Source organism: Streptomyces sp. NPDC101191 (genome assembly GCF_044767915.1).
Classification (GTDB): domain Bacteria; phylum Actinomycetota; class Actinomycetes; order Streptomycetales; family Streptomycetaceae; genus Streptomyces.
Genome location: NZ_JBIWOU010000012.1, coordinates 122,960 through 147,630, shown reverse-complemented (window position 1 = coordinate 147,630; position 24,671 = coordinate 122,960). Strand labels below are relative to the sequence as shown.

The following is a 24,671-nucleotide window of genomic DNA, read 5'->3' as shown; positions in this document are numbered from 1 at the left end:
CTCAGCTCCCGAACACCGGCATCGCCACCACCCGCCCGCCACGGGTGGCGAAGACGCGGTGGGCGTCGCTCGCGAGCCGGTAGGTGCCGGAGCGTTTCATCTCGACGTCGAAGTAGAAACGGTGTGTCTTCTTGTCGATGACCCGCAGATGGCTGTCGTCGGGCGCCACGAGCCAGACCGTGGCGCCCTCGACGGCCGGGGCGGTGAGGCTGCCGCCGATCTCGTCGAGCACCTCGTACCAGTCCGAGACGGCGAAGTCGACGTCGGGCATCGTGCGGTAGCGGTAGGCGTTGTAGCCGTTGACGGCGTAGACGACGCCTTCCTCGGCGGTGGGGCTGCCCCAGCCCAGGACACTGGCGCTCGCGGCCTCCTCGCTCCAGAGGACGGTGCCGTTGTCGAGCCTGCGGGCCGTCAGGTGGCTGCCGGAGAGGTAGACGACGGCGCCGTCGACGGCAGGCGTCGCCCCGTTGGTGCCCTGCCCCTGGTCCTTCCAGGCGGTCTTGCCGGTGCGGGTGTCGACGGCGACGACGCGTCCGTCGAGCCCGTTCACCACGAGCCGGTTCGCGCCGACGGCGGCCGTGGCGGGGCTTCCGGCGGTGCTGGGGGACGCGAGGGGGACCGTCCACGTGGTGGCGAGCGTCCAGGCGTCGACGGCGCGGAGTTCGTTCTCCGTGGTCACCAGGTAGACGTGCCGGGCGTCCGCGGCGAGCAGATGGGCGGCGGACGCCTCCGTCCGCCACACGGGCCGGCCCGTCGAGGCGACGAAGGCATGGAGGACGCCGGCTTTGTCGACACCGACGACGAGGCGGCCCGCGACGGACACGAAGCCGGCCCGCGCCTCCATGTCCGGGGCCTGCCAGCGCTGCTTGCCGTCCGCGACCGCGAGGGCCGCGAGCCCGCCCGCCTTGGCGTGGACGACCAGCACGTCACGGACCGGCAGCGGCGCGCGGCCCTCGGGATCCGTCACGTCGAGCGGGCCCCACAGCGGCTTCGGCGCCTCGCCCGCCTTGGTGTCGATGAGCGAGATGAACGGCGCCGCAGGGGTTGCCGCTGCGGCGGGCACCTCGGCGTCGTAGTTCGTGGGCTCGCCCCCGCCCCTGGTCAGCCACCAGGCTCCGGTGCCGGCACCGGCCACGAGGACGCCCGCACCGACGGCGAGGAAGCGCCGCCGGGACGTCGCCCGGGGCACCGCGGCCGAGGGGACGGTGGCGGTGGACGCGGCGGCCAGGTCCTTGACCGCCGCCTCACGCCGGCCGATGTCCTCGGCGAGCGGCCCCTTGCGCCACGCACGCTCGGCGCCCTTGGGCGCCGTGACGGCCGCCGTGATCTGGGCGGTGGAGGGGCGCAGCGCCGGGTCCTTGGCCAGGCACGGGGCGACGAGTTGTTGCAGGGCGGGCGGGACCTGGCTCATGTCCGGGTTCCCGTGGACGACTTCGTACTGGACGGCCGCGATGTTCGACGCGTCGAAGGCGCGTCGGCCGCTCGCCGCGAAGACGAGCACCGCGCCGAGCGAGAAGACGTCCGAGGCCGGACCGACCCGTCGGCCCAGGACCTGCTCCGGCGCCCCGTAGCCCGGTGTCACCGGGATCTGGCCGGTGGTCGTCAGCGTCAGGCCGTGCTCGGGGCGGGCGATGCCGAAGTCGATGACCCTCGGACCGGACGAGGTCAGCACGATGTTCGCCGGCTTGAGGTCGCGGTGGACCAGACCGGCCGCGTGGATGTCGTGGAGCGTACGGGCGAGGAAGTGGCCCAGGGCGCGGACGGTGGGCTCGTCCATCGGCCCGTACGCCTCAACGGCCTCGTCCAGCGTCGGTCCGGCGAGGAACTCGGCCGCGATCCAGGGCCGACCGCCCTCCGTCCGGGCGCCCAGGACCCGCGCCACGCCCTTGCTGGTGACGGCGCGCGCCATCTCCGCCTCGCGGACGAAGCGCTGGGCGAGCCCCTGGTCGTGGGCGAGTTCGGGGCGGAGGACCTTCACGGCGGCGGGGCGACCGGAGTCGTCCTGACCGAGGTAGACCTTGCCCATGCCGCCCTCGCCGAGGACGCCGAGGAGACGGTACGGGCCGAGGCGGAGCGGATCGCCGGTGGCGAGGGGCTGCATGGTCACTGCGATGCCTTCCGGGATCGGCGGGCGGGCCGGGGGACGGGGCGATGGACGGGGCGATGGACGGTCGGTGGTCTCGTCGGTGGACGGGCACGGGGCGCCGGACGGATCGGCGGAGCGGGCGGGCGGACGAGAGCGGACGGATCGGCTGTGCGGACGGGCGGACGGGCGGACGGGCGGACGAGAGCGGACGGGATCGGCGGGAGCAGACCGGCGGACGAGAGGCGATGGGATCGGCGGGAGCGGACGGGCCGACGAGAGCGGATGGCGGCGCCGGTGCAGGCGGGAGTGGGCAGGAGCTGACGGCGGCGCCGGGCAGGAACGGACGGGAGCGGCAGGAACGGAGGGGAGCGGACGGGAGCGGACGGGAGCGGGAACGGACGGGAGCGGCCGGGGAGGAGACCGGCAACAGCGCGGCGGGCACGGGTGTCACGCCAAGGGGATCGCCACCGCCGTGGTCTCCCCGGCGCCGATGATCCGTTTGCCGCTCCGGTCCACCACGTACCGGGTGGCGTCCGTGGAGAACACCCAGGCCGAGCGGCGGGTCTGGAGGTCCACCGCGCTCAGCCCACCCCGCACGGGAGCGTAGACGTACTTCTCGCCCACCACCGGCACGACCGCGAGGAGCGGTGTCAGCGCGCGGGCCGCCGGGGCCTCCTGCCAGCGGCGGGCGCCCTTGTCGGCGCTGACCGCGATCAGGCCGCGGTCGCCCTCCGTGGCGTACACCAGACCACCGGCGACCACGGGCAGGCCGTAGAAGAGGCGGCCCTCACGGTGCTCCCAGGCGACGCCGCCGTCGCTGAGCCGCACAGCGCGCAGCCGGCTGCCGCCCAGGTAGACATGGGTGGCGTCGGTGGCCAGCTCCCCGGGGTACGGCATCCGCTCCCCGCTGTTCTCCGGCATCGGGACGCTCCGCCGCCACAGCCGGGCGCCGGTGCGGGCGTTGCGCGCCTCGACGACGTACGCGTCGGGGAAGACCTTGCTGGTGATCGTGATCAGCCGGCCGGAGCGGACCACCGCGAGCTGGATCCTGTCGGCGTCGTCGTCCGCGACGCGCCAGGCCTCCTTGCCCGTCCGCAGGTCGACGGCCAGCAGGTGCCAGCCCTTCTCCTTCTCGTCCACGGAGTCGTCGCGGCCGCCCCGCTGCGAGGCGGCGTACAGCATGCCGTCGGAGGCGGTGAGCAGGTGCGTGTACAGGGTCGATCCGTCGAAGCCCGGGACGTCGATGCGCCGGACCGCCTGCTTGGGCTCGCGGGCAGCGTAGGTCTCGATCTGCAGGACGCTGGGTCCCTCGACGCCGCCCTGCGAGATGTAGAAGCGCGTGCCGTCCGAGGTCACCTGCCGGGGGCGCGCCACCGAGTTGGTCTGCCACAGCTCCTTGCCGGTCTTCACGTCCCGGACCCGGAACATCGCGGTCTCCACGAATCCGGCCACGTCTCCGCCCGGACCCGTGGCGAGGAAGGGCGTGACGATCTGGTCGCGGTCCGAGGCGTCCGTGCGCCACAGCGGTGCCGGTGCGCCGTCCGAGGCGGTGGGCGTCGTCACGGGTGCCGACGGTCCAGAGGAGGGACCGGAAGCACCGCCGCCGGGCGCCTCGTCGTCGGACGACAGCAAGCTCCAGGCACCCCCGGCGACGGCCGCCGAGCCCAGCACGGCGCCGCCGCCGAGCGTGAGCAGACGGCGCCTGGAGGTCCCCGAGGGCCGGGGTGGCAGGGTGGCGTATGGATCACCCTCCGGGGTCGCCAGCCGGGGCGGGTGGGGGTGCCAGACGTCGGTGGCGCGGCGGGCGACGGCCGTCAGTACGGCCGGGGGCAGGTGGTCGGCGAACTCGCCGTGACCGTCGTGGAGTTCGGCGATCAGGGTGTCCGTGGCCGGGCGCGCCGCGGGGTCCTTGGCGAGGCAGGCGGTCAGGAGGGGGAGAAGGGACGGCGGGAGGGCGGACAGGGCCTCCGGGTCGGGATCGGCGTAGCGGACGCGGTAGAGGAGGTCCGCGGCGGCGCCCGTGCCGAAGGGAGGACGCCCGGTCGCCGCGAACACCAGGACTCCGGCGAGCGCGAACACGTCGCCCGCCGCGGTGTGTTCCTGGCCGGAGGCCTGCTCCGGGGACATGTACGCCGGGGTGCCGGCCGCCGCGCCCGTGGAGGTGAGCCGCTCGTCGCCGGCGGCGCGGGCGATGCCGAAGTCGATCACCTTCGGGCCGTGGGCGGTGACGAGGATGTTGGAGGGCTTCAGGTCCCGGTGCACCACGTCGGAGGAGTGCAGCTGACGCAGCGCCCCGGCGAGCGCGGCGCCCACGGCTCGGACCGTCGGCTCGGGGAGCGGGCCCGCGAGGGCGACCGCCTCGTCGAGCGGCGGGCCGAGCACGTACTCGGTGGCCAGCCACGGGGTCTCGGCCAGCGGGTCCGCGTCGAACACGGCCGCGCCGTGCCGGTCGCCGATGATGCGGGCCGCGTCCGTCTCCAGGCGGAAGCGGCTACGGAACGCGGGGTCGGCGGCCAGCCGGGCGTGCACCGTCTTCAGGGCGACCGTGCGGCCGCCCGGCGAGCGCGCCAGGTAGACCGTGCCCATGCCGCCCGAGCCGAGCCGGGCGAGCAGGCGGTACGCGGCGATGGCCGACGGGTCGTCGTGGGTGAGGGGCGAGAGCATCGGTCAGTCGGTTCCCGGTTCCATGGGTGGTCAAGAGCCGCTGGTGGCGGGCAGATCGGCCGCGAGGAGCGACGCCGACTGGTGGGCCAGCGCCGCCACCACCCGGGCGGGCAGCCAGCCCGGCGTCAGCAGCGAGGCCGCAGAGCCGAGCACCGTGCCGTGCGGGGCCGGCGGGGCGAGAGCGGTCAGCAGGGCGGCGGCGGCCGGGCGCTGCGCCGGGTCGCGGGTCAGACACGCGGAGACCACCGACCGCAGGGAGTCCGGCAGTTCGGAGCGCTCCGGGACGGTGTGCCCCGTCGCCGCGTACGCGAGCACCGCGCCCAGCCCGTACACGTCTCCCGGCGTCCCCGGCACCGCGCCGGCCGCCGCCTCCTCCGGGGCCTGCGCCTCCCGGTCCACCCGGTCCGTGGCCCGTGCCGTTCCGAAGCCCGTCAGTCGCGGCCCGTCCGCCGTCAGCAGCACGGCGGCCGGCGCCACCCCCGCATGCGTCACACCCTGCGCGTGCAGCGCCGCGATCGCCTCGGCGATCGCCGCCCCGATCACCCGGACCGTTCCCTCGGGCAACGGCCCGCCGTGCACGGCCAGGGCGACGGGGAGCGGGAGGGCGGGGGAGTAGGGCTGGGTGAACCAGGAGCCGCCGGCACCGTCGGCGCCGCCGACCGCCTGGACCGGCAGGGTCCAGGGCGCCGTCACCCGCTGGGCCGCCTCGGCCTCGGCGCGGAAGAGGTCCGGGTCGGCGCCGGGGTGCGGGGCGCTGAACAGCACCGTACGGTCACCCTCCGCGGACCTGGCGACGAAGCGGCGGTACGGAGTCGTGGGGGACGCGGCGGTCGACGCCGACTCGGGCGGGTCGAGGCGCGTGACGAGACGGTACGGCCGTTCCATGTGCGAATCCCCCTGTCGTTCCCCCTGAGGAGGGAGAGCCTACTCAAGGGGCGGCGGGGTCCGACCCGGGTGGTCGGGTCGGGCGGCGGTGGTCGCGCCGGGCACTGCGAGGGTACCGGCCGGTTTACGAGTGGAACCGATGGTGAGCTCCTGCGAAGATTGCGGAAGAGGGGGGTCGGCCTTGTCTCCAGGTGTCATCTGTACGTGACCGCCCGGAAGTTGTGCCCACCCGTAGTCCACCACGCTTGCTGAAGTGAAGCCTTCCGGGGGAAAGATGTCGTTCGACGAAGAGTGGCGCCAGGTGCGCGGGACGAGAAGGACCGGCATGCGGACGGTCATCACGAGGACCGGCATGCGGACGGTCATCACGAGGACCGGCATGCGGACGGTCGTCACGAGGACCGGCACGGCCGTGGCGGCGGTGATCGTGCTCGCCGGCTGTTCGAACGGCGGCGCGGAGCCCGAGGAGCCGAAGGGCAAGGCCGCCGCCGAGGTGTGCGGAGGGTTCGCCAGAGAGGCCGCCACGACGGCGGCGCTGAAGGCGGTGACAGGGGCGGACCGCTTCGGCGAAGGTCTCTCCGACCGCGACAAGGCCCTGACGGGGCTCCGCGACGCCGTCCGGTCGGGCCAGGAGAATCCGAACCGCCCCCAGGGCTACACCTACTGTCGTCTCCGGCCCGCCGGTCAGGAGGAGCAGGACGTCCAGGTCGTCGTGAACGGCGTGGACGAGGCACCTGGGAGGGACGAGAGGCTCGCGCACACGACCACCTGGTTCACGACGGGGGAGCAGGCCTTCGCGACCGCCGGCCACGCCGAAGTGTTCTTCCTCTGTCGTCCCGAGCCTCCCGCGAAGGGGACCGTCATCGCCACGGACGCCCGCGCGTTCCCCGGTTCCGAGAAAGGCGATCTGCGCCGGCGGAGCCAGCTGATCACGCTCGCCAACGCCGCCGCCCGGCAGGTCTCCAAGGACCTCGGCTGTGCCGACGACCGTCTGGCACCCGGAGTGCCGGCCCCGGTGCCCGCCTCGCCTGGCACCTCCTGAGCGGGCGCCGACGGGTTCTCGCCACGCTGGTCGAGGTCGTGTCGGCCACCGTCGATGCCGGTGACGCCGGAGACATGACGGACTCGCCGTCCCCGAAAGAGTGGCTCCGCCCGGCGCGACGGCCGGTGGCCTTTCAGGGAGTGCGTTCTGCCGCCGGATCGGTGTTGACGCGGACCCCGCCGCGCGGCCGTTCACCTGAGTAGCCTCTGGCGCTCCGGCGGCGAAGACGCCGCCGCGTCGTGCGGGTGACCGTTGGGGGAGTCGTGTCCTTCGAAGAGGAATGGGCCGCGGAACGGAGCGCGGCCGCGCACCGGGTGGGCATGAGGCTCAACCAGCTGTCTCCCGGCCCCGGCAGCGGCAACGGGGGCGCCGACCTGTGGGTGGACCGGAGCCATCTCGGCGCCATCGGGCACGCCGCCTTCCAGCTGCACGGCCGGCTGCTGAAGGACGGCAACCACGCGCGTACGGACACGTCGGAGGCGGCCGCCGGCCTGTCCGGGAACGGCTTCCGCACCGGCTCGGCCATGGCGACCGTCCAGGAGACCTGGGCCTCCCAGCTCGGCACCCTTCTCTCCGCCTGCGCACACATCTCCAACCACCTCGACCACAGCGCGCGCGCCCACGCGAAGGACGACGAGGAGATCAGAACGGCCCTCTCCGTGTCGAAGATCAGCGAGTACTTCAAGTAGGCGGGAAAACAGCCGTGTTGACCTTCGACAACGTGCGTCACGCACCGCTGGACAGGATGAAGGACGCCGCGGACCGCTGGTCCGAGATACGGCGCAAGCTGGACACCCTCGCCGACGACGCCCGCAGGACGATGGCCGCGAAGGCGAAGGCCGACGCCTGGCGCGGCGTGAACGCCGAGGTCACCAAGCCCTTCATCGACAAGACCGCCAAGGAATTCGAGGACGCGGCGAAGGCGGCCGACGGCATCCACAAGGTCCTCCAGGACGGCTACCGGACCTTCCGGAAGGCGAAGGACGACCTGACGAGGATCGTCGAGACGGACGCGCCCCATCAGGGGCTCGTGGTGAAGAGCAACGGCGTCGTCGAAGCCGCGTTCTCGCTGCGGAAGGACGCGGTCGCCCCCGCCGACCCCGAGTCCCCCGCCTTCGACCGCAAGGAACGCGAGGCGATCGCCGCGCTGCAGCGGCGCATCGACGCCATCGTCGAGACCTGCGACGACGCCGACGTGGCCTGCGCGAACGCGCTCCGGGCCGACATCACCGGCGACAAGCACAACTTCAGCGCGCCGAGGTACACGAGCCTGGACGCGGAGGAGGCGCAGCGCGCGATCGACCTGGCCGGCAAGGGCCGGGACCTCTCCCACGAGGAGCTCGTCCGGCTCAACGAACTCCTGGCCGACAACAAGGGCTCGAAGACCTTCTCCCGCGCCTTCTACGACGGCCTGGGCGCCAAGGGCGCGCTGGAGTTCTTCGGCCGGCTGTCCACCGACACGTACGCGTACCCGGACGTGAACGAACAGCGCCTGGCCGACGTCCAGGCCCTCCAGCGAAACCTGGGCCTCAACCTCGCCACCGCCACGCAGGGTGGCGACGCGTGGACGGAACACTGGTCCACGGAGATGCGCCGGCTCGGCACCGAACGCATCCCGCTCACCAAGTACGACAGCAACCCGCCGTTCGGTTACCAGTTGCTCGGCGGCGTCATGCGCTACGGCGACTACGACCCGAAGTTCCTCGTCCCGATCGCCGAACACGTCACCCAGCTCCACGCCAAGGACCCGCACTTCTTCGGCTACAGCCGGCCGGTGACCAGTGGCTGGCTGGAGCACCCGTTCAACCCGTCGGGCGTGAACGGGGCCGGCTTCGACCCGATGATCCCGATGCTGGAGGCGCTGGGACACAGCCCGGAGGCGGCGAAGGACTTCTTCTCGGGGAAGCCGACGGCGTACGAGATGGACGGGAGCGTGGGCGGGACGCTGGACCTGGGCAAGAACAAGGACGGCGCGAAGATCGAGGGTTACCTCGATTTCTTCGCCAACGAGAAATACGAGTTCTTCCCCGACGTCGAGGGGCACAACCCCGACGATGCGAAGAAGGCGGGGGACTACATGCCGGATGCCTTGGGGCACGCGCTGGAGGCAGCGACGCTGGGGCATGCGTGGGACGACCCGAAGCCGGAGCTCAAGCGGGATGCGACGACAGCGGGGATCATGGCCGATGTGGTCACGAAGTACGGCGGCGACGCTGAGCTGGTAAAGAAGCATCAGTCAGCCATGGCGGACAGCCTGGCCAACATGGGCGCTGGCTACGTCGACGACCTCAACTGGGCTCTCACCAAGAGCGATCCGGACTCCGTATACGCTCCGGGCGCCGAAGATAAGGCGCTGCACCCGGCGTTCGGTCAAGAGAAGGCAATCAGCTTCCTCACCACACTGGGGCAGCACCCGGATGCATACGCGACGATGACCACGGCGGAGCGCCTTTACACCGCCAGCGTGTTGGAGGCTCAGGTCGGCGCAGATGGTCGGATCGATGGCGATGGCGCCCGCGAGGCCGTGCGAGTCGGAGGTGTTTTCCAGGGGCAGTTGGACCAATCTCGTGCAACACAGGTCGAGGCCGAGGGAATGAAGCTGCACGAGGACTATGAGAAAGCACAGGAAAAGAAGGCCGCCTGGGTGGAATTTGGCACCACTGCCGCCATCGCAGCCGGTGTCGCCTTCCTGCCGGCCACCGCAGCCGCCGCGGGTGCCGCGGCGGTCTTGGTACCGCTCGCGGTGGACACGGGCTCAGGTGCTATGGAGCAGCTCGCAGGGCAGGTCATCGGGGACTGGTCCGAAAAGTCTGTCGAGGATCACAAGGACTCCACGGAAGCCAAGATCCACGACGACAGAAGAGCTGTGTACCTCGCGGGTAGGTACAGCGCGGAATCGCCGATGGAGCACTTCGTTAAAGAGCACCGTTCCCAGGTGAGCGGAAATCTCAAGCAGGATCTCATCGATTCGGTGATCATCGGATACAGGGACGGCAACCTGTTTGCGGGGCAAATCGGCAATGCTCCGGAGACGGACTGATCATGCGATGGAAGGTAACCTTGCGGCTCAAATCGGTCGCCTCGGGAGTGATCGTGGGTCTCCTCGTTACCGCCTGCGGCGGTAACGAGGAGCCGGAGGAGCGCACTACCGCCGCGCAGCAGTGCGACGGGACACTATCCTCTGAGGCAAGTCATGCTCTTGAGAGGCTCTTGGGGACCAGGGAATTCGATGCTGCTCCGCTGGGTGGTTTGGGCCGGAGCGCGGAGCAGTTGACCGGGGACTACGCGAAGCGGAAGCGATCGTCCCTTCATCCGCCGATGTGCCGCATCGGAGATGGCGACAATACGGACCGGATCGACATCACTTTCGGCCTCTACGGGGATGGTGAGCTCTTCGGGGACATCCACCCTGATGGTCTTCACGCGTACGACCTGGGGCAAGAAGCGCAGTCTGGAAGGCAGAAGGCGTACCTGTTCGTCCGGTGTGTGAGCCCGCAGCTCGATGGGACCCATGAGCGGGCCGCCCGTATCCGGGGGGTTCTCGAATCCCGTGGATTCCCGCTCCCCGACACCCCCGCCACCCGCGAAGCGAACCTCACCGTCCTCCACTCCGTCACCCTCGCCGTCGTCAAGAAGCTCGGCTGCGTCGATAACGCCGGCCTCTCCGACGAGCCCGTCTTCAAGCCCAAGCCGTGAAAGCCGAAGGGCGCACGAGTGACGGTAAGTCAGTGTGCTCCAAGCGCGCCGTGTCGTCAGCATCGTTCGGCGCGACTGACGTGATCTTCGGACGCGGCAGAGAGGCCTGAAGGTCGGCTGAGGCAGGGGTCGGTACGGGCGCGCGAGAAAGGGCGGCACCCCCGGTGGGGTGCCGCCCTTTTCTTTCGCCTGGTCGAGGCGCTGGAGACCGTGGCGGGAATTGAACCCACGTAACTCGCTTTGCAGGCGAGCCCCTCAACCACTCGGGCACACGGTCGTGGTGGTGATGAGGAAGACGTTAGGCGGGGCCCGGAGGGGGTTCAACGGTTTCGGTGGGGCTGCAACACGACTGCCACACCGCGTTCACGGTGGGCCTTCGGTCGTACGACCTTCGGGCCGGGAGGATACGACTCTCGACAGGGGCCAAAACCGGATACGGCCCTTACTCTGGGGCGTATGAGCGTCCTCGAACCGCGCGACGCCGACGTCGCGCCGAAGCCCGCCGCCGCACCGCCCGTCCCGGTCGGCGGCGGATCCGTGCTGGACCGGGCCCACCGGGCGCTCAGCATCGGCGTCGTCTCCGTCGTCCTCGTCGTCGCCTTCGAGGCGACCGCCGTCGGCACCGCCATGCCGGTGGCCGCCCGCGAGCTGAACGGCGTCTCGGTCTACGCCTTCGCCTTCTCCGCCTACTTCACCACCAGCCTCCTCGGCATGGTCCTCTCCGGGCAGTGGTCCGACCGCAGCGGCCCGCTCGGTCCGCTCGCCGGCGGCATGAGCGCCTTCGCCGCCGGACTGGTGCTCTCCGGCACGGCCGGGGACATGTGGCTGTTCATCCTCGGGCGGGCCGTCCAGGGGCTCGGCGGAGGCCTGGTGATCGTCTCGCTCTACGTGGTGATCAGCCGCGCCTACGAGGAGCACCTCCGGCCCGCGATGATGGCGGCCTTCGCCGCCGGCTGGGTCGTCCCCTCCGTCGTCGGCCCGCTCGCCGCCGGCACGATCACCGAGCACCTCGGGTGGCGGTGGGTCTTCCTCGCCATCCCCGTCCTCGTCGTCCTCCCGCTCGCCCTCGCCCTGCCCGCGATCCGGCGCACCGCCTCCGGTCCCGCCGACCCCGACGCCCCGGTCGCCCCCTGGGACCGCCGGCGCATCCGACTCGCCTTCGGCATCTCCCTCGGCGCCGGCCTGCTCCAGTACGCCGGACAGGAGCTGCGCTGGCTCTCCGTCCTGCCCGCCCTCGCCGGCGCCGCGCTGCTCGTTCCTGCCGTACGGGGGCTGCTGCCGCGCGGTACCTACCGCGCGGCCCGCGGGCTGCCGTCCGTCGTCCTGCTGCGCGGCATAGCCGCCGGCTCCTTCATCGCCGCCGAGTCCTTCGTGCCGCTCATGCTGGTCACCCAGCGGGGCCTCAGCCCCACCCTCGCCGGGCTCTCCCTCGCCGTCGGCGGGGCCACCTGGGCGCTCGGCTCCTGGTTCCAGTCCCGACCGCGTACCGAGCCGTACCGGGAGCGGCTCGCCGTGGTCGGAATGGTCCTCGTCGCCGCCGCCATCGCGACCGCCCCGAGCGTCCTGATCAACGCCGTGCCCGTGTGGATCGTGGCGGTGGCCTGGGCCTTCGGCTGTTTCGGCATGGGCATGGTGATCACCTCGACCAGCGTGCTGCTGCTCAAGCTCTCCGCCCCCGAGGAGGCCGGCGCGAACTCCGCCGCCCTCCAGATCTCGGACGGCCTGTCCAACGTCCTGCTCCTCGCCGCCGGCGGTGCCGCCTTCGCCACCCTGGGCGGGGGAGCGGTCGGCCACGCGGTCTCGGCCGACCCCTCGACCGGCTCCCACCCCGCCGCCTTCGCCGCCGTCTTCCTTCCCATGGCGGGCGTCGCAGCGGTCGGCGCGTGGGTGGCCACCCGGCTCGGCCACGGGAGCCAGGGCCAGGGTCAGGACCAGGGCAGGTGAGGGTTAGGAAGAGTTAGGGGCAGGGGCAGGGGCAGGGGCACGGGCAGGGCTACGGCCAGGGCGAGGCGGTCGGGATTGGCCGGCAGCACGCGGGGGGCCGGCCCAGGCCCGCCCGCAGGCCGGTCCGTCCGCTCCTTACCCGTCCGCTCCTTATCCGCTCGCCTCACCGGCCCCGCCCCGCTACCGTCCCCCCATGTCCCAGCACACCACCCTCACGCCCTCCCTCGGCGATGCCGTCGCCGATCTCGCCGATGCGCGCGGCGTTCCCGTCGACGAGCTCGTGGCCGAGGCCGTGCGGCGCTACGTGGAAGGCGAGGCCGACCCCGTACGGGGCGAGGCGCGGCGGCTCGCCGTCCGGCACCAGGCGCTGCTGAGGAGGCTCGGGGAATGACAGGAACGGCAGGAACGACGGGAACGGCGGGAACGGCGCGAATGGCGGCAACGAGCGGGAGCCGCTTCCTGACCGTCGCCGAGGTCACGGAGATCGCGCGCATCGCCTTCACCGGGGACGGTCTGCCCGAACTGCGCGCGCCCGGGCTGCTGGAGTCGGCCGTGCACCGGCCGCGGGCGCGCATGTTCGGTGAGAGTGCGTACCGGGACGTGCACGAGCAGGCCGCCGTGCTGCTGCACGCGATCGCCTCGAACCATCCCTTCGTCGACGGCAACAAGCGGGCCGCCTGGCTGTCCGCCGCCGTCTTCCTCGGTGTCAACGGGGTCGATCTCGCCGACGTCGACCTCGATCGCGCATACGACCTGGTCGTCGCGGTGGCGGCCGGGGAGCTCGCGGACATTCCGGGCATCGCCGGGCGACTGCGGGAGCTGTGAGGACCGTCTCAAGGAGGGGCGGCGCGGGCTCGTTCCTTCGGGTTCGAGCCGGCCGCACCGGTAAGGTGGCCCGGTTGTCATATCTGGACGAGCGTCGAACCGGAGATCGTGACTACTACCGCCACCTCCTCTCATCACCTCTCTCCCGCCTTCCCCGGCCGTGCCCCCTGGGGTACCGCCAACAAGCTGCGAGCCTGGCAGCAGGGCGCGATGGAGAAGTACATCCAGGAGCAGCCTCGTGACTTCCTCGCGGTCGCCACGCCCGGCGCCGGCAAGACCACCTTCGCGCTGACCCTCGCGTCCTGGCTGCTGCACCACCACGTGGTGCAGCAGATCACGGTCGTCGCCCCCACCGAGCACCTCAAGAAGCAGTGGGCGGCGGCCGCGGCGCGGATAGGGATCAAGCTGGACCCGGACTACAGCGCCGGGCCGCTCAGCAAGGAGTACGACGGGATCGCCATCACGTACGCCGGTGTCGGCGTGCGGCCCATGCTCCACCGCAACCGCAGCGAACAGCGCAAGACCCTCGTCATCCTCGACGAGATCCACCACGCCGGAGACTCCAAGTCCTGGGGCGAGGCCTGTCTGGAGGCCTTCGAGCCCGCGACCCGCCGGCTGGCCCTGACCGGTACGCCCTTCCGGTCCGACACCAACCCCATCCCCTTCGTCACGTACGAGGAGGGGAACGACGGCATCCGGCGTTCCTCGGCCGACTACACCTACGGCTACGGGAACGCGCTCGGCGACGGCGTCGTCCGGCCGGTCATCTTCCTCTCCTACAGCGGCAACATGCGCTGGCGCACCAAGGCCGGCGACGAGATCGCCGCGCGGCTCGGCGAGCCGATGACCAAGGACGCGGTCTCGCAGGCCTGGCGCACCGCCCTCGACCCGCGCGGCGACTGGATGCCGAACGTGCTGCGGGCGGCCGACCAGCGCCTGACCGAGGTCCGCAAGTCCATCCCGGACGCCGGCGGGCTGGTCATCGCCTCCGACCAGGACTCCGCGCGCGCGTACGCGAAGCTGATCCGCGAGATCACCGGCACGAAGGCCACCGTCGTCCTCTCCGACGACGCCGGGGCCTCCGGCCGTATCGACGAGTTCAGCGAGAACACCGCCCGATGGATGGTCGCGGTCCGGATGGTGTCCGAAGGCGTCGACGTGCCCCGCCTCGCCGTGGGCGTGTACGCGACGACGATCTCGACGCCGCTGTTCTTCGCCCAGGCCGTCGGGCGCTTCGTGCGATCCCGCAGGCGCGGCGAGACCGCGTCCGTGTTCCTTCCCACCATCCCCAGCCTCCTCGGCTTCGCCAGCGAGATGGAGGTCGAGCGCGACCACGTCCTCGACCGGCCGAAGAAGGAGGGGGAGGAGGACCCGTACGCGGAGTCCGAGAAGGAACTGGCGGAGGCCGAGAAGCAGCAGGACGAGGACACCGGCGAGCAGGACATGCTGCCCTTCGAGGCGCTGGAATCCGACGCCGTCTTCGACCGGGTGCTCTACAACGCGGCCGAGTTCGGCATGCAGGCCCACCCCGGCAGCGAGGAGGAGCAGGACTACCTCGGCATCCCCGGCCTCCTCGAACCCGACCAGGTGCAGCTCCTCCTGCAGAAGCGGCAGGCCCGGCAGATCGCGCACAGCCGCAAGAAGCCGGACACCGAGGCCGATCTGCTGGAGCTTCCGGCGGAACGGCGGCCCGTGGTTTCCCACAAGGAGCTGCTTGAGCTGAGGAAACAGCTCAACACGATGGTCGGTGCGTACGTCCACCAGAGCGGCAAGCCGCACGGTGTGATCCACACCGAGCTGCGTCGCGTCTGCGGCGGGCCGCCGAGCGCCGAGGCGACCGCCGGACAGATCCGCGAGCGGATCAAGAAGGTGCAGGAGTGGGCCACCCGCATGCGGTGACCCGCCCCGCCCCTGCGCCCCAGGCAGGGCGCCCCGCCACCGGCGACCGCCGGTCGTGACCCGGGCAGGGCGTCCCGCCCCGGTGACCGCCGGTCGTGACCCGGGCAGGGCGTCCCGCCCCGGTGACCGCCGGTCGTGACCCGGGGGTGGTGATCCGGCCACGGTGTCCTGCCGGCGGCGATCCGAGGGCCGTGATTCGGCCACCGAGACCCGCCCCCGCCGGCCCTGCCCGCGCCGGCCCCGCCCCCACCGGCGGCCCGGCCCCCGTCGCCGGCCTTGCGCCCGTCGCGGGCCGCGCCCTCGCAGGCCCCGCCCCCGTCGGCGGCGAGGCCGGCGCCCCTCGGTGCGGCTGCAACGCCGTGACGGGCCGCAAACGAGTTCCCGCGGGTCGAGGCCCGTACGCGACTGCCTTATGCGACCCCTTACGCGACTGCCGTCCGCGACCGTGAGGTCGGACCTCAGCCGTCCCGGGAGGCCGGGCGCGGCGACGCCGACCGGCCCCCGCGGTCGGACCCCGCATCCTCCATGTCAGGGGTCCCCACCGGCCCGTCTTGTCAGCCAAAGTCCCGCGTTCGGCCGACTTAGGTCCCGAACCGCCCGTATCCGGTCGTGCGCGCCCGGATTCTGGACGAGGTCTTCCGCTGAGCGGAGACGGTCGCTACTGTCCCGCCTCAAGCAAACGCCCCGTGGCAGCGCCGCCGCGGAGCGCAGCCGGTGTGCCCCGTCCTGCCGGCGGCCTCTGACGTGCGTCGCCGATGGGACCGGTGTCGCAGCTTTCGTACGAGTCCGCTGTCACTCACTCCGAAGGAGAGGGCGTCGTGACCGCGGAGACCTCCCAGACGCTCGACCGGGGACTCAGAGTCCTCAAACTGCTCGCCGACACCGACCACGGCCTGACCGTCACCGAGTTGTCCAACCGACTCGGTGTGAACCGGACAGTCGTCTACCGACTGCTCGCCACGCTCGAACAGCACGCCCTCGTACGCCGTGACCTCGGCGGCCGCGCCCGGGTCGGGCTCGGCGTGCTGCGCCTCGGCCGCCAGGTCCACCCCCTGGTCCGCGAGGCCGCGCTGCCCGCGCTGCGCTCGCTCGCCGAGGACATAGGCGCGACCGCGCACCTGACCCTCGTGGATGGCGCGGAGGCCCTCGCGGTCGCCGTCGTCGAACCGACCTGGACCGACTACCACGTGGCCTACCGGGCCGGCTTCCGCCACCCGCTGGACCGCGGGGCGGCCGGCCGCGCCATCCTCGCCGCCCGGCTGGGCGAGCTCACCGAACCGGGCTTCACGCTCACCCACGGGGAGCTGGAGGCGGGCGCCAGCGGAGCCGCCGCGCCGCTGGTCGGCGTGACCGGCATAGAGGGCAGCGTGGGTGTCGTGATGCTCGCGGACGCCGTGCCGGAGCGCGTCGGCCCCCGCGTCGTCGACGCCGCCCGGGAGGTCGCCGACGCCCTGCGCTAGGACGCGCGGCCTCAGGGGGCTGCCGGGGGCCGCAGGGGGTCGCCGGGGTCGCCGGAGGCGCAAGGGGCGCCAGGGCTGCGTCCGGCGGTCCTACGGAGCTTCCCTTCCCCGGGGCCGTGACACCGGACAGGAGTTCCTTCCGGCGCCCGGCACCGGAACCGGTAGCGGCATCGACACCAGAACCGGTACCGGCATCGCCTGCGGCATCGACCGGCACCGACACCTGAGCCGACACCGGCATCGGATCCGACACCGGCATCGGTACCGGCAGGGGTACCCCGCCCGGCTGTCCGGAGCCGTCCGGTCAGGGCGTCACGCCGTTCGGCAGGACGAGCAGCGTCCCCAGCGCCGTCCGTTCATGGCTCACCGATCTTCCGGTGCGCCGTGTGGTCACCAGACCCGCCGCTCTCAGTGCCGCCGCGTGCGCCGACGCCGTCGCGTTGCTGACCCGGAGCGCGCGGGCCAGGGACGTCGTCGTCCGCGGTTCGGCGAGCAGCCGGAGGGCTTCGGCGCGGGTGCGGCCCAGCGTCGCCGCGAGCGCCTCGTCGGGGTCACCCGGGTCGCCCGCGCCGTCCGGCACGGGCGGCAGGCCGGGGCCCGCCGGATACGTGAGGACCACCGGCCGGCCCGGGAGGTCCTGCAGGAGCGGGCCCGCCGGGTGGTGGAAGGTCGGGAGCAGGACCATGCCCCTGCCGCCGAGGCGGACGTCGCGGGCCGCGGCGCCCGGCCACTCCCACACACCGTCGCGGAGCGTGCTGCCCGGGGCCAGGGCCGTCAGCGCGGCGGCGACGCCGTGTTCCGCGGCCGTCAGCGCGTACCGGGCGAAGGCGTCGCGGTGCAGGTCCTGCACCGCGGACCAGACGGGCGCCAGGACCGCCTCGTACGCGGCCCGCTGGGCCCGGCCCACGGTGCGCCAGGACGGCCCCTCGCCCGCGTGCAGGCCCCGGATCCAGCGGGGCGCCGGCATCGGCCCGTAGACGCGCTCCAGCTCGGTGCGGACGAGCTCCGGCCGCGTGGCGCGGATGTGGTCGAGGCTCTCGGCCAGGGTGTCGCCGAGGACGTCGAGGAAGACCGGCGGGCGGCCCGCCGGGACCAGGTCGGCGAGCGGGCCGGCGGCGGTGGGCAGGGCACGCAGGATCCGGCCGCGCCAGGGGCCGAGCAGGGGCGCGGGGCCGGGCCGTACGGCCGTCGTGAGCGCCGCGTGCAGCTCCTGGAGCGGCGCGGGGCGCGGCGCGAAGCGGACCCCGGCGAGGTCGTCCCCCGTGAAATGGATGCGCAGCACCCGCACAACTCCTCGTCTTCCGCCTGCCTTTCGGGCAGGGCCTGAACCTTGGCCCGGGCCCCCGCCCCGCCCCAAGGATGCCGGTATGACACCCGACACCGCCTCCGTCCCCGCCTCCGTCCCCGACACCGCCTCCGTCGCCGCCTCCGTCCTCGGCCGCCGGACCGTGGCCAGGGGAGCGCTGCTGGCCGCCGCCGGCGTGCTGTTCTCCGCGGCCGCCGCGCCTGCCGCCACCGCCTCCAACGCCCGGGCCGCCGCCCTCGCCCCGCCGCCGCGGCTGCGGCTGCCCGCGCCGACCGGGCCCCACCCCGTGGGTCTGCGCACCGTCCATCTGACCGACCCGTCCCGTACCGACCCGTGGGTGGGCGGGGCACGGGAGCTGATGCTCACCGTCCTGTACCCGGCCCGCAGCGTCCGAGGCTGCCCGCGCGCCCCGCAGCTCACGCCCGCCGCCGCGCGCGTCTTCGCCGCGTACGCCCCGCACGTCCACCCGGGGCTTCCCGAGGAGGGGGCGGTGGACTGGGGCGCCGTCCTCACCCACGGGCACGTGGACGCGCCGCCGCTGCCGGGGCGCCGCCCGGTGCTGCTGTACAGCCCGGGCGGCGGGGACTCGCGCACCCTCGGCACGAGCCTCGCCGAGGACCTGGCCAGTCATGGCCGGGTGGTCGTCCTCGTCGACCATCCCGGCGACGCGAGCCAGGTGGAGCTCCCCGGCGGGATGCGGACCACCGTCCTGTACGGCCCGCCGGACCCGGCGACCTTCCGGACGATGATCGACACCCGGGTCGCGGACCTGCGGTGCGTCCTGGACCGGCTGGGCGGCCTCTCCCTCGCCCCCGTCATGGACCCGGACCGGATCGGCGCCTACGGGCACTCCGCCGGCGGCACCGCGGCGGTGTACGCGGCCCGTGCCGACGCCCGGATCCGTGCCGTGGCGAACCTGGAGGGCTATCTCGACCTCGATCCCCTCGACGGCTTCGACCGGCCCCTGCTGCTCTTCCGCACCGACGGCTTCGAGGACGCCGCCCGGATCGAACGCTCCTGGTCCGGCCTGCCCGCCCGGCGCGCGCGGCTCGCGGACGCCGCCCACTGGGCCTTCACCGACTACGCGGCGCTCGTCCCACGGCTCCAGGCCGCCGGGCTGGTGACGGGCGCGACGCGGGCCGCCCTGGTCGGCACCGGCGACCCGGCCCGGACGACGGCGGCGGTGCGGCGGCGCCTGGGTGCCTTCTTCAGCCGCCGACCGGCCTAGCACCCCGCCGGGCCCGGCCCGCCCGCTCGGCGCACGGACACCCCGGCCCGGACTCACGGGTCAGCCCGGGCTCACGGGTCAGCCTGGGCTCACGGGTCGGGCCGGGCCCGAGGTGGGCAGGCCGGGGCGAGGGGGGCAGGCCGGGCCGAGCGGGCAGGCAAGGGCCCGAGGGGCGCAGGCCGGGCCCGAGGGTGCAGGCCAGGGCCGAGGGGCAGCCCGGCGGCAGCCCGGGGCCGCGGGTCGGGCCGGGCCCGAGGGGGCAGTGCGGGGCCCGAGGGGGCCAGGCCGGGTCCCGAGACGATCCGTCCCCCGATCCGGCATCCCCCGATCCGGCATCCCCCGATCCGGCGTCCCCCGATCCGGCGTCCCCCGATCCGGCCTGATGCGAAAGACACGACCTGGGCGCCCCCACAGCCGCCCAGTAGATGCCCCGAAGCCGCCCAGTAGATTGGGTGCGTGCTCTCCCGTCTCGCTGGTCTCCCGCGCAACCGTGCCCTCGCGCTCTGCGCCCTGCCCGTCGCCGCGCTGTTCGCGGTCGCCGGGCTGGCGCCGCTGCCGTTCTCGATCGCACAGCCCGGCACGACCGCCGACGTGCTCGGCAAGGACCAGGGGCGCGAGGTGATCACCATCTCCGGCGCCCCGGTCCGCCCGACCGACGGGCAGCTGCGGATGACGACGATCCTGGCGACCGGTCCGTCGGAGTCGATCGACCTCGGTGAGGTGGCCGACGCCTGGTTCCGCGCGGACCGGGCGGTTCTGCCGAAGTCCTCGGTCTACCCTGCGGGCAAATCCGACGAGGAGATCGAGCAGCACAACCTCGGCCAGATGAAGGAGTCGCAGGACGCGGCGACCCTGGCCGCCCTCGGCTATCTGAAGCTGGACCCGGCCAAGGTCAAGGTGCAGCTCCACCTCGCCGACATCGGCGGGCCCAGCGCCGGCCTGCTGTTCTCCCTGGGCATCGTCGACAAGATCGACGGGGACGGTGACGGCGGCGACCTCACCGGCGGCCGGACCGTCGCCGGTACGGGCACGATCGAGCCGGACGGCACGGTCGGCGCCGTCGGCGGGGTCTCCCTGAAGACGCAGGCCGCCGCCCGTGACGGGGCCACCGTCTTCCTGGTGCCGAAGGACGAGTGCTCCCAGGCCCGGGCGGAGCAGCCGAAGGGGCTCCGCCTGGTGCCGGTGACCGCGCTCAGCGACGCGGTGTCGTCGCTGCGGGCCCTGGAGCAGGGGCAGGAGTCGAAGGTGCCGAGCTGCTGACGGATCCGTCGCCGTCCCCCGCCGCCCGGGCGGGGGCGTCCAGTCCCTTCCAGGACGGGAACACCAGCGGCGCGAGCGTGGCGAGGAAGAAGATCGTGGCGCAGATGACCAACGTCGTGGTGAGGCCCGCCCGTTCGACCAGATAGCCCGCCGCGAGCCCGCCGAGCGGGGTGGTCAGCAGCACGCTGGCGGTGCTGGCGCCGCCGACGCGGGTGCGCAGCTCGTCCGGGACGATCTCGTAGAAGACGGTGGCGAGGATCGGGTTGAGCACCCCGGCCCCGAGGCCGCCCAGGGCCATCACCACGAGCAGCGGCATGGTGGTGTCCGTGAAGGCGGCGACCAGGTACGGCGGGGTGCCGACGAGCAGGAAGCCGACCGCGAACACCGGGCGGCGCGGGAACCGGTGGCCGAAGGCCCCGTAGAGCAGTGCTCCGGCCAGGGCGCAGCCGCCGAACACGGCCACGAGCAGGCCGAGCGCGGCCGAGCCGCCCAGGTCCTCGCGGGCGTGGACCGGCAGGAGCACCGAGTTCCAGCTCTGCCCCAGGCCGTTGGTGATCATCACCATCAGGTTGACGCCGAGCAGCAGCCGGGAGCGCAGCATGAAGGAGTACCCCTCGCGCAGGTCGGCCCGGTAGGCGGCGAGCGACAGCGGCGGCGCTCCGCGCAGCGGCTCGGCGGACGGTACGCCCCGCAGGCCCGCGAGTACGAGCAGGGCGGAGACGCCGAACGTGGCGGCGTCGACGTACAGCACGGTGTCGGCGCCGATGAACGCGACCAGGATGCCGGCGACGGCCGCTCCGGTCATGCGGGCGCCGCGTGAGACGGCGTCGTAGAGGCTGGCGGCGCGGGTGAGCGGGGTGTCGGCGCGCTTCGCGAGGTCGGGGATGAGGACGTGCCGTGCGGTCTCGCCGGGCGCGTGGAAGAGGCCGGTCACGGCCATCAGCGCGCACAGCATCCAGAAGCGCAGGACGCCGGCCTGGTTGAGCAGGGGGATCGAGGCGAGCGCGAGGGCGCAGACGAGGTCGGAGGCGACGGAGATGCGGCGGCGGCCGATCCGGTCGATGACCGGGCCGCCGACGATGGCGGACACGACGACCGGGACGGCGGCGAAGAAGGCGACGAGGCCGGCCTTGCCGGGGCTTCCCGTGGTCTCCAGGGCGAACCATGGGACGCCGATGAGGGTGAGTGAATTGCCGCTGATGGAGATGGCGTTGGCGGCCAGGACGGTGGCCAGTGGTGTGCGGGAGCGCACGGCGGATATCCCCCCGGATTCGTTCGCGGTTCGGTCGGCTGGGTCAGACGGCGGCGTGGATCGCGGTGCGGGCGGCGGCGGGCCGCGGGACGGCGAGCCGGAGGCCGCACTCGACGAGCCTCCAGCCGAGTCGGACCCGTACGGGGGTGGTGGGGGCGGCGACGGCGGCCGCCTCCTGGAGTTCGGCGGCGGTCAGGCGGTGCAGCGTGAGGTGGATGTCGGCGTGCATGGGCGTGGCCTTTCCGGTCGGTGGAGCGGTCAGTTGGCGCCGTGCTGGGGGAAGGCGTGCAGGTGCATCCGGACGCGCTGGGTGTCGGCGGCGTCCTGCTCGGCGAGGGCCGTGTACTCGTCGATCAGCCGGTGGATCTTCTCGTTGAGCTCGCGCTGCCGCTCGGCGGTCAGATGGAGCGTGAAGTCGCTGATGTCGGAGGCGCCGCTCCACGCGTCGGGGAACTGGTGCCGCGTGCCCAGGTAGGTGTTGAGCTCCTGGGTGTGGATGTTGGCGATCTCGTAGAGGAAGACCTCGACGGCGCCCTGGACCTCCGGGTCCGGGTTCTTGAACAGCGCCTCGTCGACGGCCGTGCCCTCCTGTGCCGCCTTCCACCACCGCTCCCGCCCCTTGCCCCGCGTCGGGTCGTCCTGGACGAAGCCGTGGGCGGCGAGCTGGCGCAGGTGGTAGCTCGTGGCGCCGCTGGACTCGCCGAGCCGCTCGCCCAGCTGGGAGGCGGTGGCGGGGCCGTGGTGGCGCAGGGCGCGCAGGATCTGGATGCGCAGGGGGTGGGCGAGCCCGCGCAGGGAACGCGGGTCGAGCACGCGGGGTGCGGGCTTCTCGACGGCCTGCTCAGGCTTCTCGTCGGGTGCGGGCTTCTCGGGCATGGCTCCACAGTAGAGTTGCAAAGAAGTCTCTGCAAGGGTTTTTTGCAGAGACTTCTTTGCAACTCGTCGGGGCTCCTCGTCCGGGTCCGGTCACCCCTCCGTCGCGGCCTGCTCCACCAGCGGGATGATCCGCAGCGGGACCGGGTTCTCCATGACGATCGCCGTGGAGGCCCGCACGATCCCTTCGAAGCCGACGACCCGGTCGATCACCCGCTGGAGATCGGCGTTGGACCGGGCCACGAGCCGGCACAGCATGTCCCCGTGCCCGGTGGTCGTGTGCAGTTCCAGGACCTCCGGAACGGTCGCCAGGTGCCCCCGTACGTCGGCGCCCTGGCCCTGCTTGATCTCCAGGGTCGCGAAGGCCGTCACCGGGTAGCCGAGGGCGGCGGGATCGACCTGGGGGCCGAAGCCGCGGACGACCCCGTTCGACTGCAGCCGGTCGAGCCTGGCCTGCACCGTGCCGCGCGCCACCCCGAGCCGGCGCGAGGCCTCCAGGACCCCGATCCGCGGCTCCTCCGCGAGGAGCACGATCAGCCGTCCGTCCAGATGATCGATCGCCATGGCGGCCTCCCAATGGTCATCATGTACAAGTCGCACGCTCATACTCGTCGGTCGCTGGGCAGATTGACCAGTCGAACAAGAAACTATTGCGCAGCTTGCCGGACGGCGGGACTCTGCTGCCATGACTGAGACCATTGACCACACCCCGAGCACCGCGCGTGAGGCCGATCCCTTCCCGGTGAAGGGAATGGACGCGGTCGTCTTCGCCGTCGGCAACGCCAAGCAGGCCGCGCACTACTACTCCACGGCCTTCGGCATGAAGCTCGTCGCCTACTCCGGACCGGAGAACGGCAGCCGCGAGACCGCCAGCTACGTGCTCACGAACGGCGCCGCCCGTTTCGTGTTCACCTCCGTCATCAAGGTCGCCACCGACCACGGCCGCTTCCTCGCCGACCACGTCGCCGAGCACGGCGACGGCGTCGTCGACCTGGCCATCGAGGTGCCGGACGCCCGCGCCGCGTACGCCTACGCCGTCGAGCACGGCGCCACCGGTCTCACCGAGCCGTACGAGCTCAAGGACGAGCACGGCACCGTCGTCCTCGCGGCCATCGCCACGTACGGCAAGACCCGCCACACCCTCGTCGAGCGTTCCGGCTACGACGGCCCCTACCTGCCGGGCTTCGTCAGCGCCAACCCGATCGTCGAGCCGCCGGCCAAGCGCACCTTCCAGGCCATCGACCACTGCGTCGGCAACGTCGAGCTCGGCAAGATGAACGACTGGGTCGGCTTCTACAACAAGGTCATGGGCTTCACGAACATGAAGGAGTTCGTGGGCGACGACATCGCCACCGAGTACTCCGCCCTCATGTCGAAGGTCGTCGCGGACGGCACCCTCAAGGTGAAGTTCCCGATCAACGAGCCCGCGATCGCGAAGAAGAAGTCGCAGATCGACGAGTACCTGGAGTTCTACGGCGGCGCCGGCGTCCAGCACATCGCCCTCGCCACCAACGACATCGTCGCCACCGTGCGCGCGATGCGGGCCGCCGGTGTCTCCTTCCTCGACACCCCCGACTCGTACTACGACACCCTCGGCGAGTGGGCCGGCGAGACCCGCGTGCCCGTCGAGACCCTGCGCGAGCTGAAGATCCTCGTCGACCGCGACGAGGACGGCTACCTGCTGCAGATCTTCACCAAGCCGGTGCAGGACCGTCCGACCGTCTTCTTCGAGATGATCGAGCGGCACGGCTCCATGGGCTTCGGCAAGGGCAACTTCAAGGCGCTGTTCGAGGCGATCGAGCGCGAGCAGGAGAAGCGCGGCAACCTCTAGCCGCGACTCCCGAGAACGGAGGGGCCCGGCCCGGGTGGACACCCCGGGGCCGGGCCCCTTCCACGCCCCGGGCGAGTACGGGGGGCTCGCCCGGGGCCTCCGAACTGGCCGGACAGCCGGCAACGGCGGGAAGCTGTCCGGTGCGCCTCCGCACCCGACGGACGGCCGACGACGGCGGGAAGGGTCCGGGGCCCCCGCACCCGACGGACAGCCGAGGACGGCGGGAAGGGTCCGGTGCCTCCGCACACGACGGACAGTCGACGACGGCGGGGAAGTGCCCGGAGCGGGATGCCGACGAAGGCGGGAAGGGGTCCGGTGCCGGAGCGGGGGTGGGGGTGTCCGGACGTGGCGGCGACCTTCCCGAGCGAAGCGAAGGGAAGCTCGCAGTCCGGACACCCCCACCCCCGCGGAGGCACCGGA

20 protein-coding genes and 1 tRNA gene are annotated in these 24,671 nt (G+C 72.7%); 12 read left to right on the top strand and 9 right to left on the bottom strand.

What is annotated here, in order from left to right; all coding sequences use genetic code 11:
- Position 1: 1 nt before the first annotated feature.
- From ACIRQF_RS34560 to ACIRQF_RS34550, 3 genes are all read right to left on the bottom strand, one after another.
- On the bottom strand, positions 2-2,101 hold the full coding sequence (locus ACIRQF_RS34560; protein WP_404098625.1) for a serine/threonine-protein kinase: 2,100 nt from the start codon (positions 2,099-2,101) through the stop codon (positions 2-4).
- A gap of 432 nt (positions 2,102-2,533) precedes the next feature.
- Positions 2,534-4,750 (bottom strand): protein kinase, encoded by a 2,217-nt coding sequence (locus ACIRQF_RS34555; protein ID WP_404098523.1) that lies wholly within the window; start codon positions 4,748-4,750, stop codon positions 2,534-2,536.
- 30 nt (positions 4,751-4,780) lie between these two features.
- Positions 4,781-5,635 carry a serine/threonine protein kinase gene (locus ACIRQF_RS34550; protein ID WP_404098520.1) on the bottom strand — a complete coding sequence of 285 codons (855 nt, stop codon included), beginning with the start codon at positions 5,633-5,635 and terminating at the stop codon, positions 4,781-4,783.
- 274 nt (positions 5,636-5,909) lie between these two features.
- Between ACIRQF_RS34550 and ACIRQF_RS34545 the strand changes: the two genes are divergently transcribed.
- The 4 genes from ACIRQF_RS34545 (at position 5,910) to ACIRQF_RS34530 (ending at position 10,373) form a co-directional block, all read left to right on the top strand.
- Complete coding sequence (locus ACIRQF_RS34545) at positions 5,910-6,677, top strand: hypothetical protein (protein ID WP_404098517.1); 768 nt, start codon at positions 5,910-5,912, stop codon at positions 6,675-6,677.
- Between the two features lie 263 nt (positions 6,678-6,940).
- A complete protein-coding gene (locus ACIRQF_RS34540; RefSeq protein ID WP_382485989.1) occupies positions 6,941-7,366 on the top strand; it encodes a hypothetical protein in 426 nt (141 codons plus the stop codon).
- A gap of 14 nt (positions 7,367-7,380) precedes the next feature.
- Positions 7,381-9,717, top strand: coding sequence for a hypothetical protein (locus tag ACIRQF_RS34535; RefSeq protein ID WP_404098514.1), 2,337 nt, complete (start codon positions 7,381-7,383; stop codon positions 9,715-9,717).
- Positions 9,718-9,719: 2 nt separating this feature from the next.
- Entirely contained in the window at positions 9,720-10,373 is a 654-nt protein-coding gene (locus ACIRQF_RS34530; protein WP_404098511.1) for a hypothetical protein, read from the top strand.
- A 202-nt stretch (positions 10,374-10,575) separates the two neighbouring features.
- Here the strand turns inward: ACIRQF_RS34530 and ACIRQF_RS34525 are convergent.
- Positions 10,576-10,650, bottom strand: a tRNA-Cys gene (locus ACIRQF_RS34525).
- A 179-nt stretch (positions 10,651-10,829) separates the two neighbouring features.
- Here ACIRQF_RS34525 and ACIRQF_RS34520 point away from each other — a divergent pair.
- From ACIRQF_RS34520 to ACIRQF_RS34500, 5 genes are all read left to right on the top strand, one after another.
- The gene (locus ACIRQF_RS34520; RefSeq protein WP_404098508.1) at positions 10,830-12,317 is read left to right on the top strand and encodes an MFS transporter; all 1,488 of its coding nucleotides are present in this window, start codon (positions 10,830-10,832) and stop codon (positions 12,315-12,317) included.
- 193 nt (positions 12,318-12,510) lie between these two features.
- A complete protein-coding gene (locus ACIRQF_RS34515; protein WP_404098506.1) occupies positions 12,511-12,708 on the top strand; it encodes a hypothetical protein in 198 nt (65 codons plus the stop codon).
- A 41-nt stretch (positions 12,709-12,749) separates the two neighbouring features.
- Positions 12,750-13,142 carry a type II toxin-antitoxin system death-on-curing family toxin gene (locus ACIRQF_RS34510; protein WP_404098503.1) on the top strand — a complete coding sequence of 131 codons (393 nt, stop codon included), beginning with the start codon at positions 12,750-12,752 and terminating at the stop codon, positions 13,140-13,142.
- A 105-nt stretch (positions 13,143-13,247) separates the two neighbouring features.
- The gene (locus ACIRQF_RS34505) at positions 13,248-15,041 is read left to right on the top strand and encodes a DEAD/DEAH box helicase (RefSeq protein WP_376638289.1); all 1,794 of its coding nucleotides are present in this window, start codon (positions 13,248-13,250) and stop codon (positions 15,039-15,041) included.
- Between the two features lie 818 nt (positions 15,042-15,859).
- The gene (locus ACIRQF_RS34500) at positions 15,860-16,501 is read left to right on the top strand and encodes a helix-turn-helix domain-containing protein (protein ID WP_365339541.1); all 642 of its coding nucleotides are present in this window, start codon (positions 15,860-15,862) and stop codon (positions 16,499-16,501) included.
- A gap of 304 nt (positions 16,502-16,805) precedes the next feature.
- Here ACIRQF_RS34500 and ACIRQF_RS34495 read toward each other — a convergent pair whose 3' ends face one another.
- Entirely contained in the window at positions 16,806-17,783 is a 978-nt protein-coding gene (locus ACIRQF_RS34495; protein ID WP_404098500.1) for an ArsR family transcriptional regulator, read from the bottom strand.
- Positions 17,784-17,868: 85 nt separating this feature from the next.
- Here ACIRQF_RS34495 and ACIRQF_RS34490 point away from each other — a divergent pair, with 85 nt between their 5' ends.
- Entirely contained in the window at positions 17,869-19,035 is a 1,167-nt protein-coding gene (locus tag ACIRQF_RS34490; protein ID WP_404098497.1) for an alpha/beta hydrolase family protein, read from the top strand.
- Between the two features lie 456 nt (positions 19,036-19,491).
- Entirely contained in the window at positions 19,492-20,295 is an 804-nt protein-coding gene (locus ACIRQF_RS34485; RefSeq protein WP_404098494.1) for a hypothetical protein, read from the top strand.
- Here the strand turns inward: ACIRQF_RS34485 and ACIRQF_RS34480 are convergent.
- The 4 genes from ACIRQF_RS34480 to ACIRQF_RS34465 form a co-directional block, all read right to left on the bottom strand.
- Complete coding sequence (locus ACIRQF_RS34480; RefSeq protein WP_404098491.1) at positions 20,228-21,547, bottom strand: MFS transporter; 1,320 nt, start codon at positions 21,545-21,547, stop codon at positions 20,228-20,230. The two genes, ACIRQF_RS34485 and ACIRQF_RS34480, sit on opposite strands and share 68 nt — an antisense overlap.
- Positions 21,548-21,590: 43 nt before the next feature.
- The gene (locus ACIRQF_RS34475; RefSeq protein ID WP_404098488.1) at positions 21,591-21,776 is read right to left on the bottom strand and encodes a hypothetical protein; all 186 of its coding nucleotides are present in this window, start codon (positions 21,774-21,776) and stop codon (positions 21,591-21,593) included.
- A gap of 29 nt (positions 21,777-21,805) precedes the next feature.
- Positions 21,806-22,423 carry an ArsR/SmtB family transcription factor gene (locus tag ACIRQF_RS34470; RefSeq protein WP_404098485.1) on the bottom strand — a complete coding sequence of 206 codons (618 nt, stop codon included), beginning with the start codon at positions 22,421-22,423 and terminating at the stop codon, positions 21,806-21,808.
- Between the two features lie 90 nt (positions 22,424-22,513).
- Positions 22,514-22,984: an Lrp/AsnC family transcriptional regulator gene (locus tag ACIRQF_RS34465; protein ID WP_376638263.1), complete on the bottom strand. Its 471-nt coding sequence runs from the start codon at positions 22,982-22,984 to the stop codon at positions 22,514-22,516.
- 121 nt (positions 22,985-23,105) lie between these two features.
- On the opposite strand from ACIRQF_RS34465, the gene hppD reads away from it, so the two are divergent.
- A complete protein-coding gene (gene hppD / locus ACIRQF_RS34460) occupies positions 23,106-24,251 on the top strand; it encodes a 4-hydroxyphenylpyruvate dioxygenase (protein WP_376638262.1) in 1,146 nt (381 codons plus the stop codon).
- The last annotated feature ends 420 nt before the right edge of the window (positions 24,252-24,671 follow it).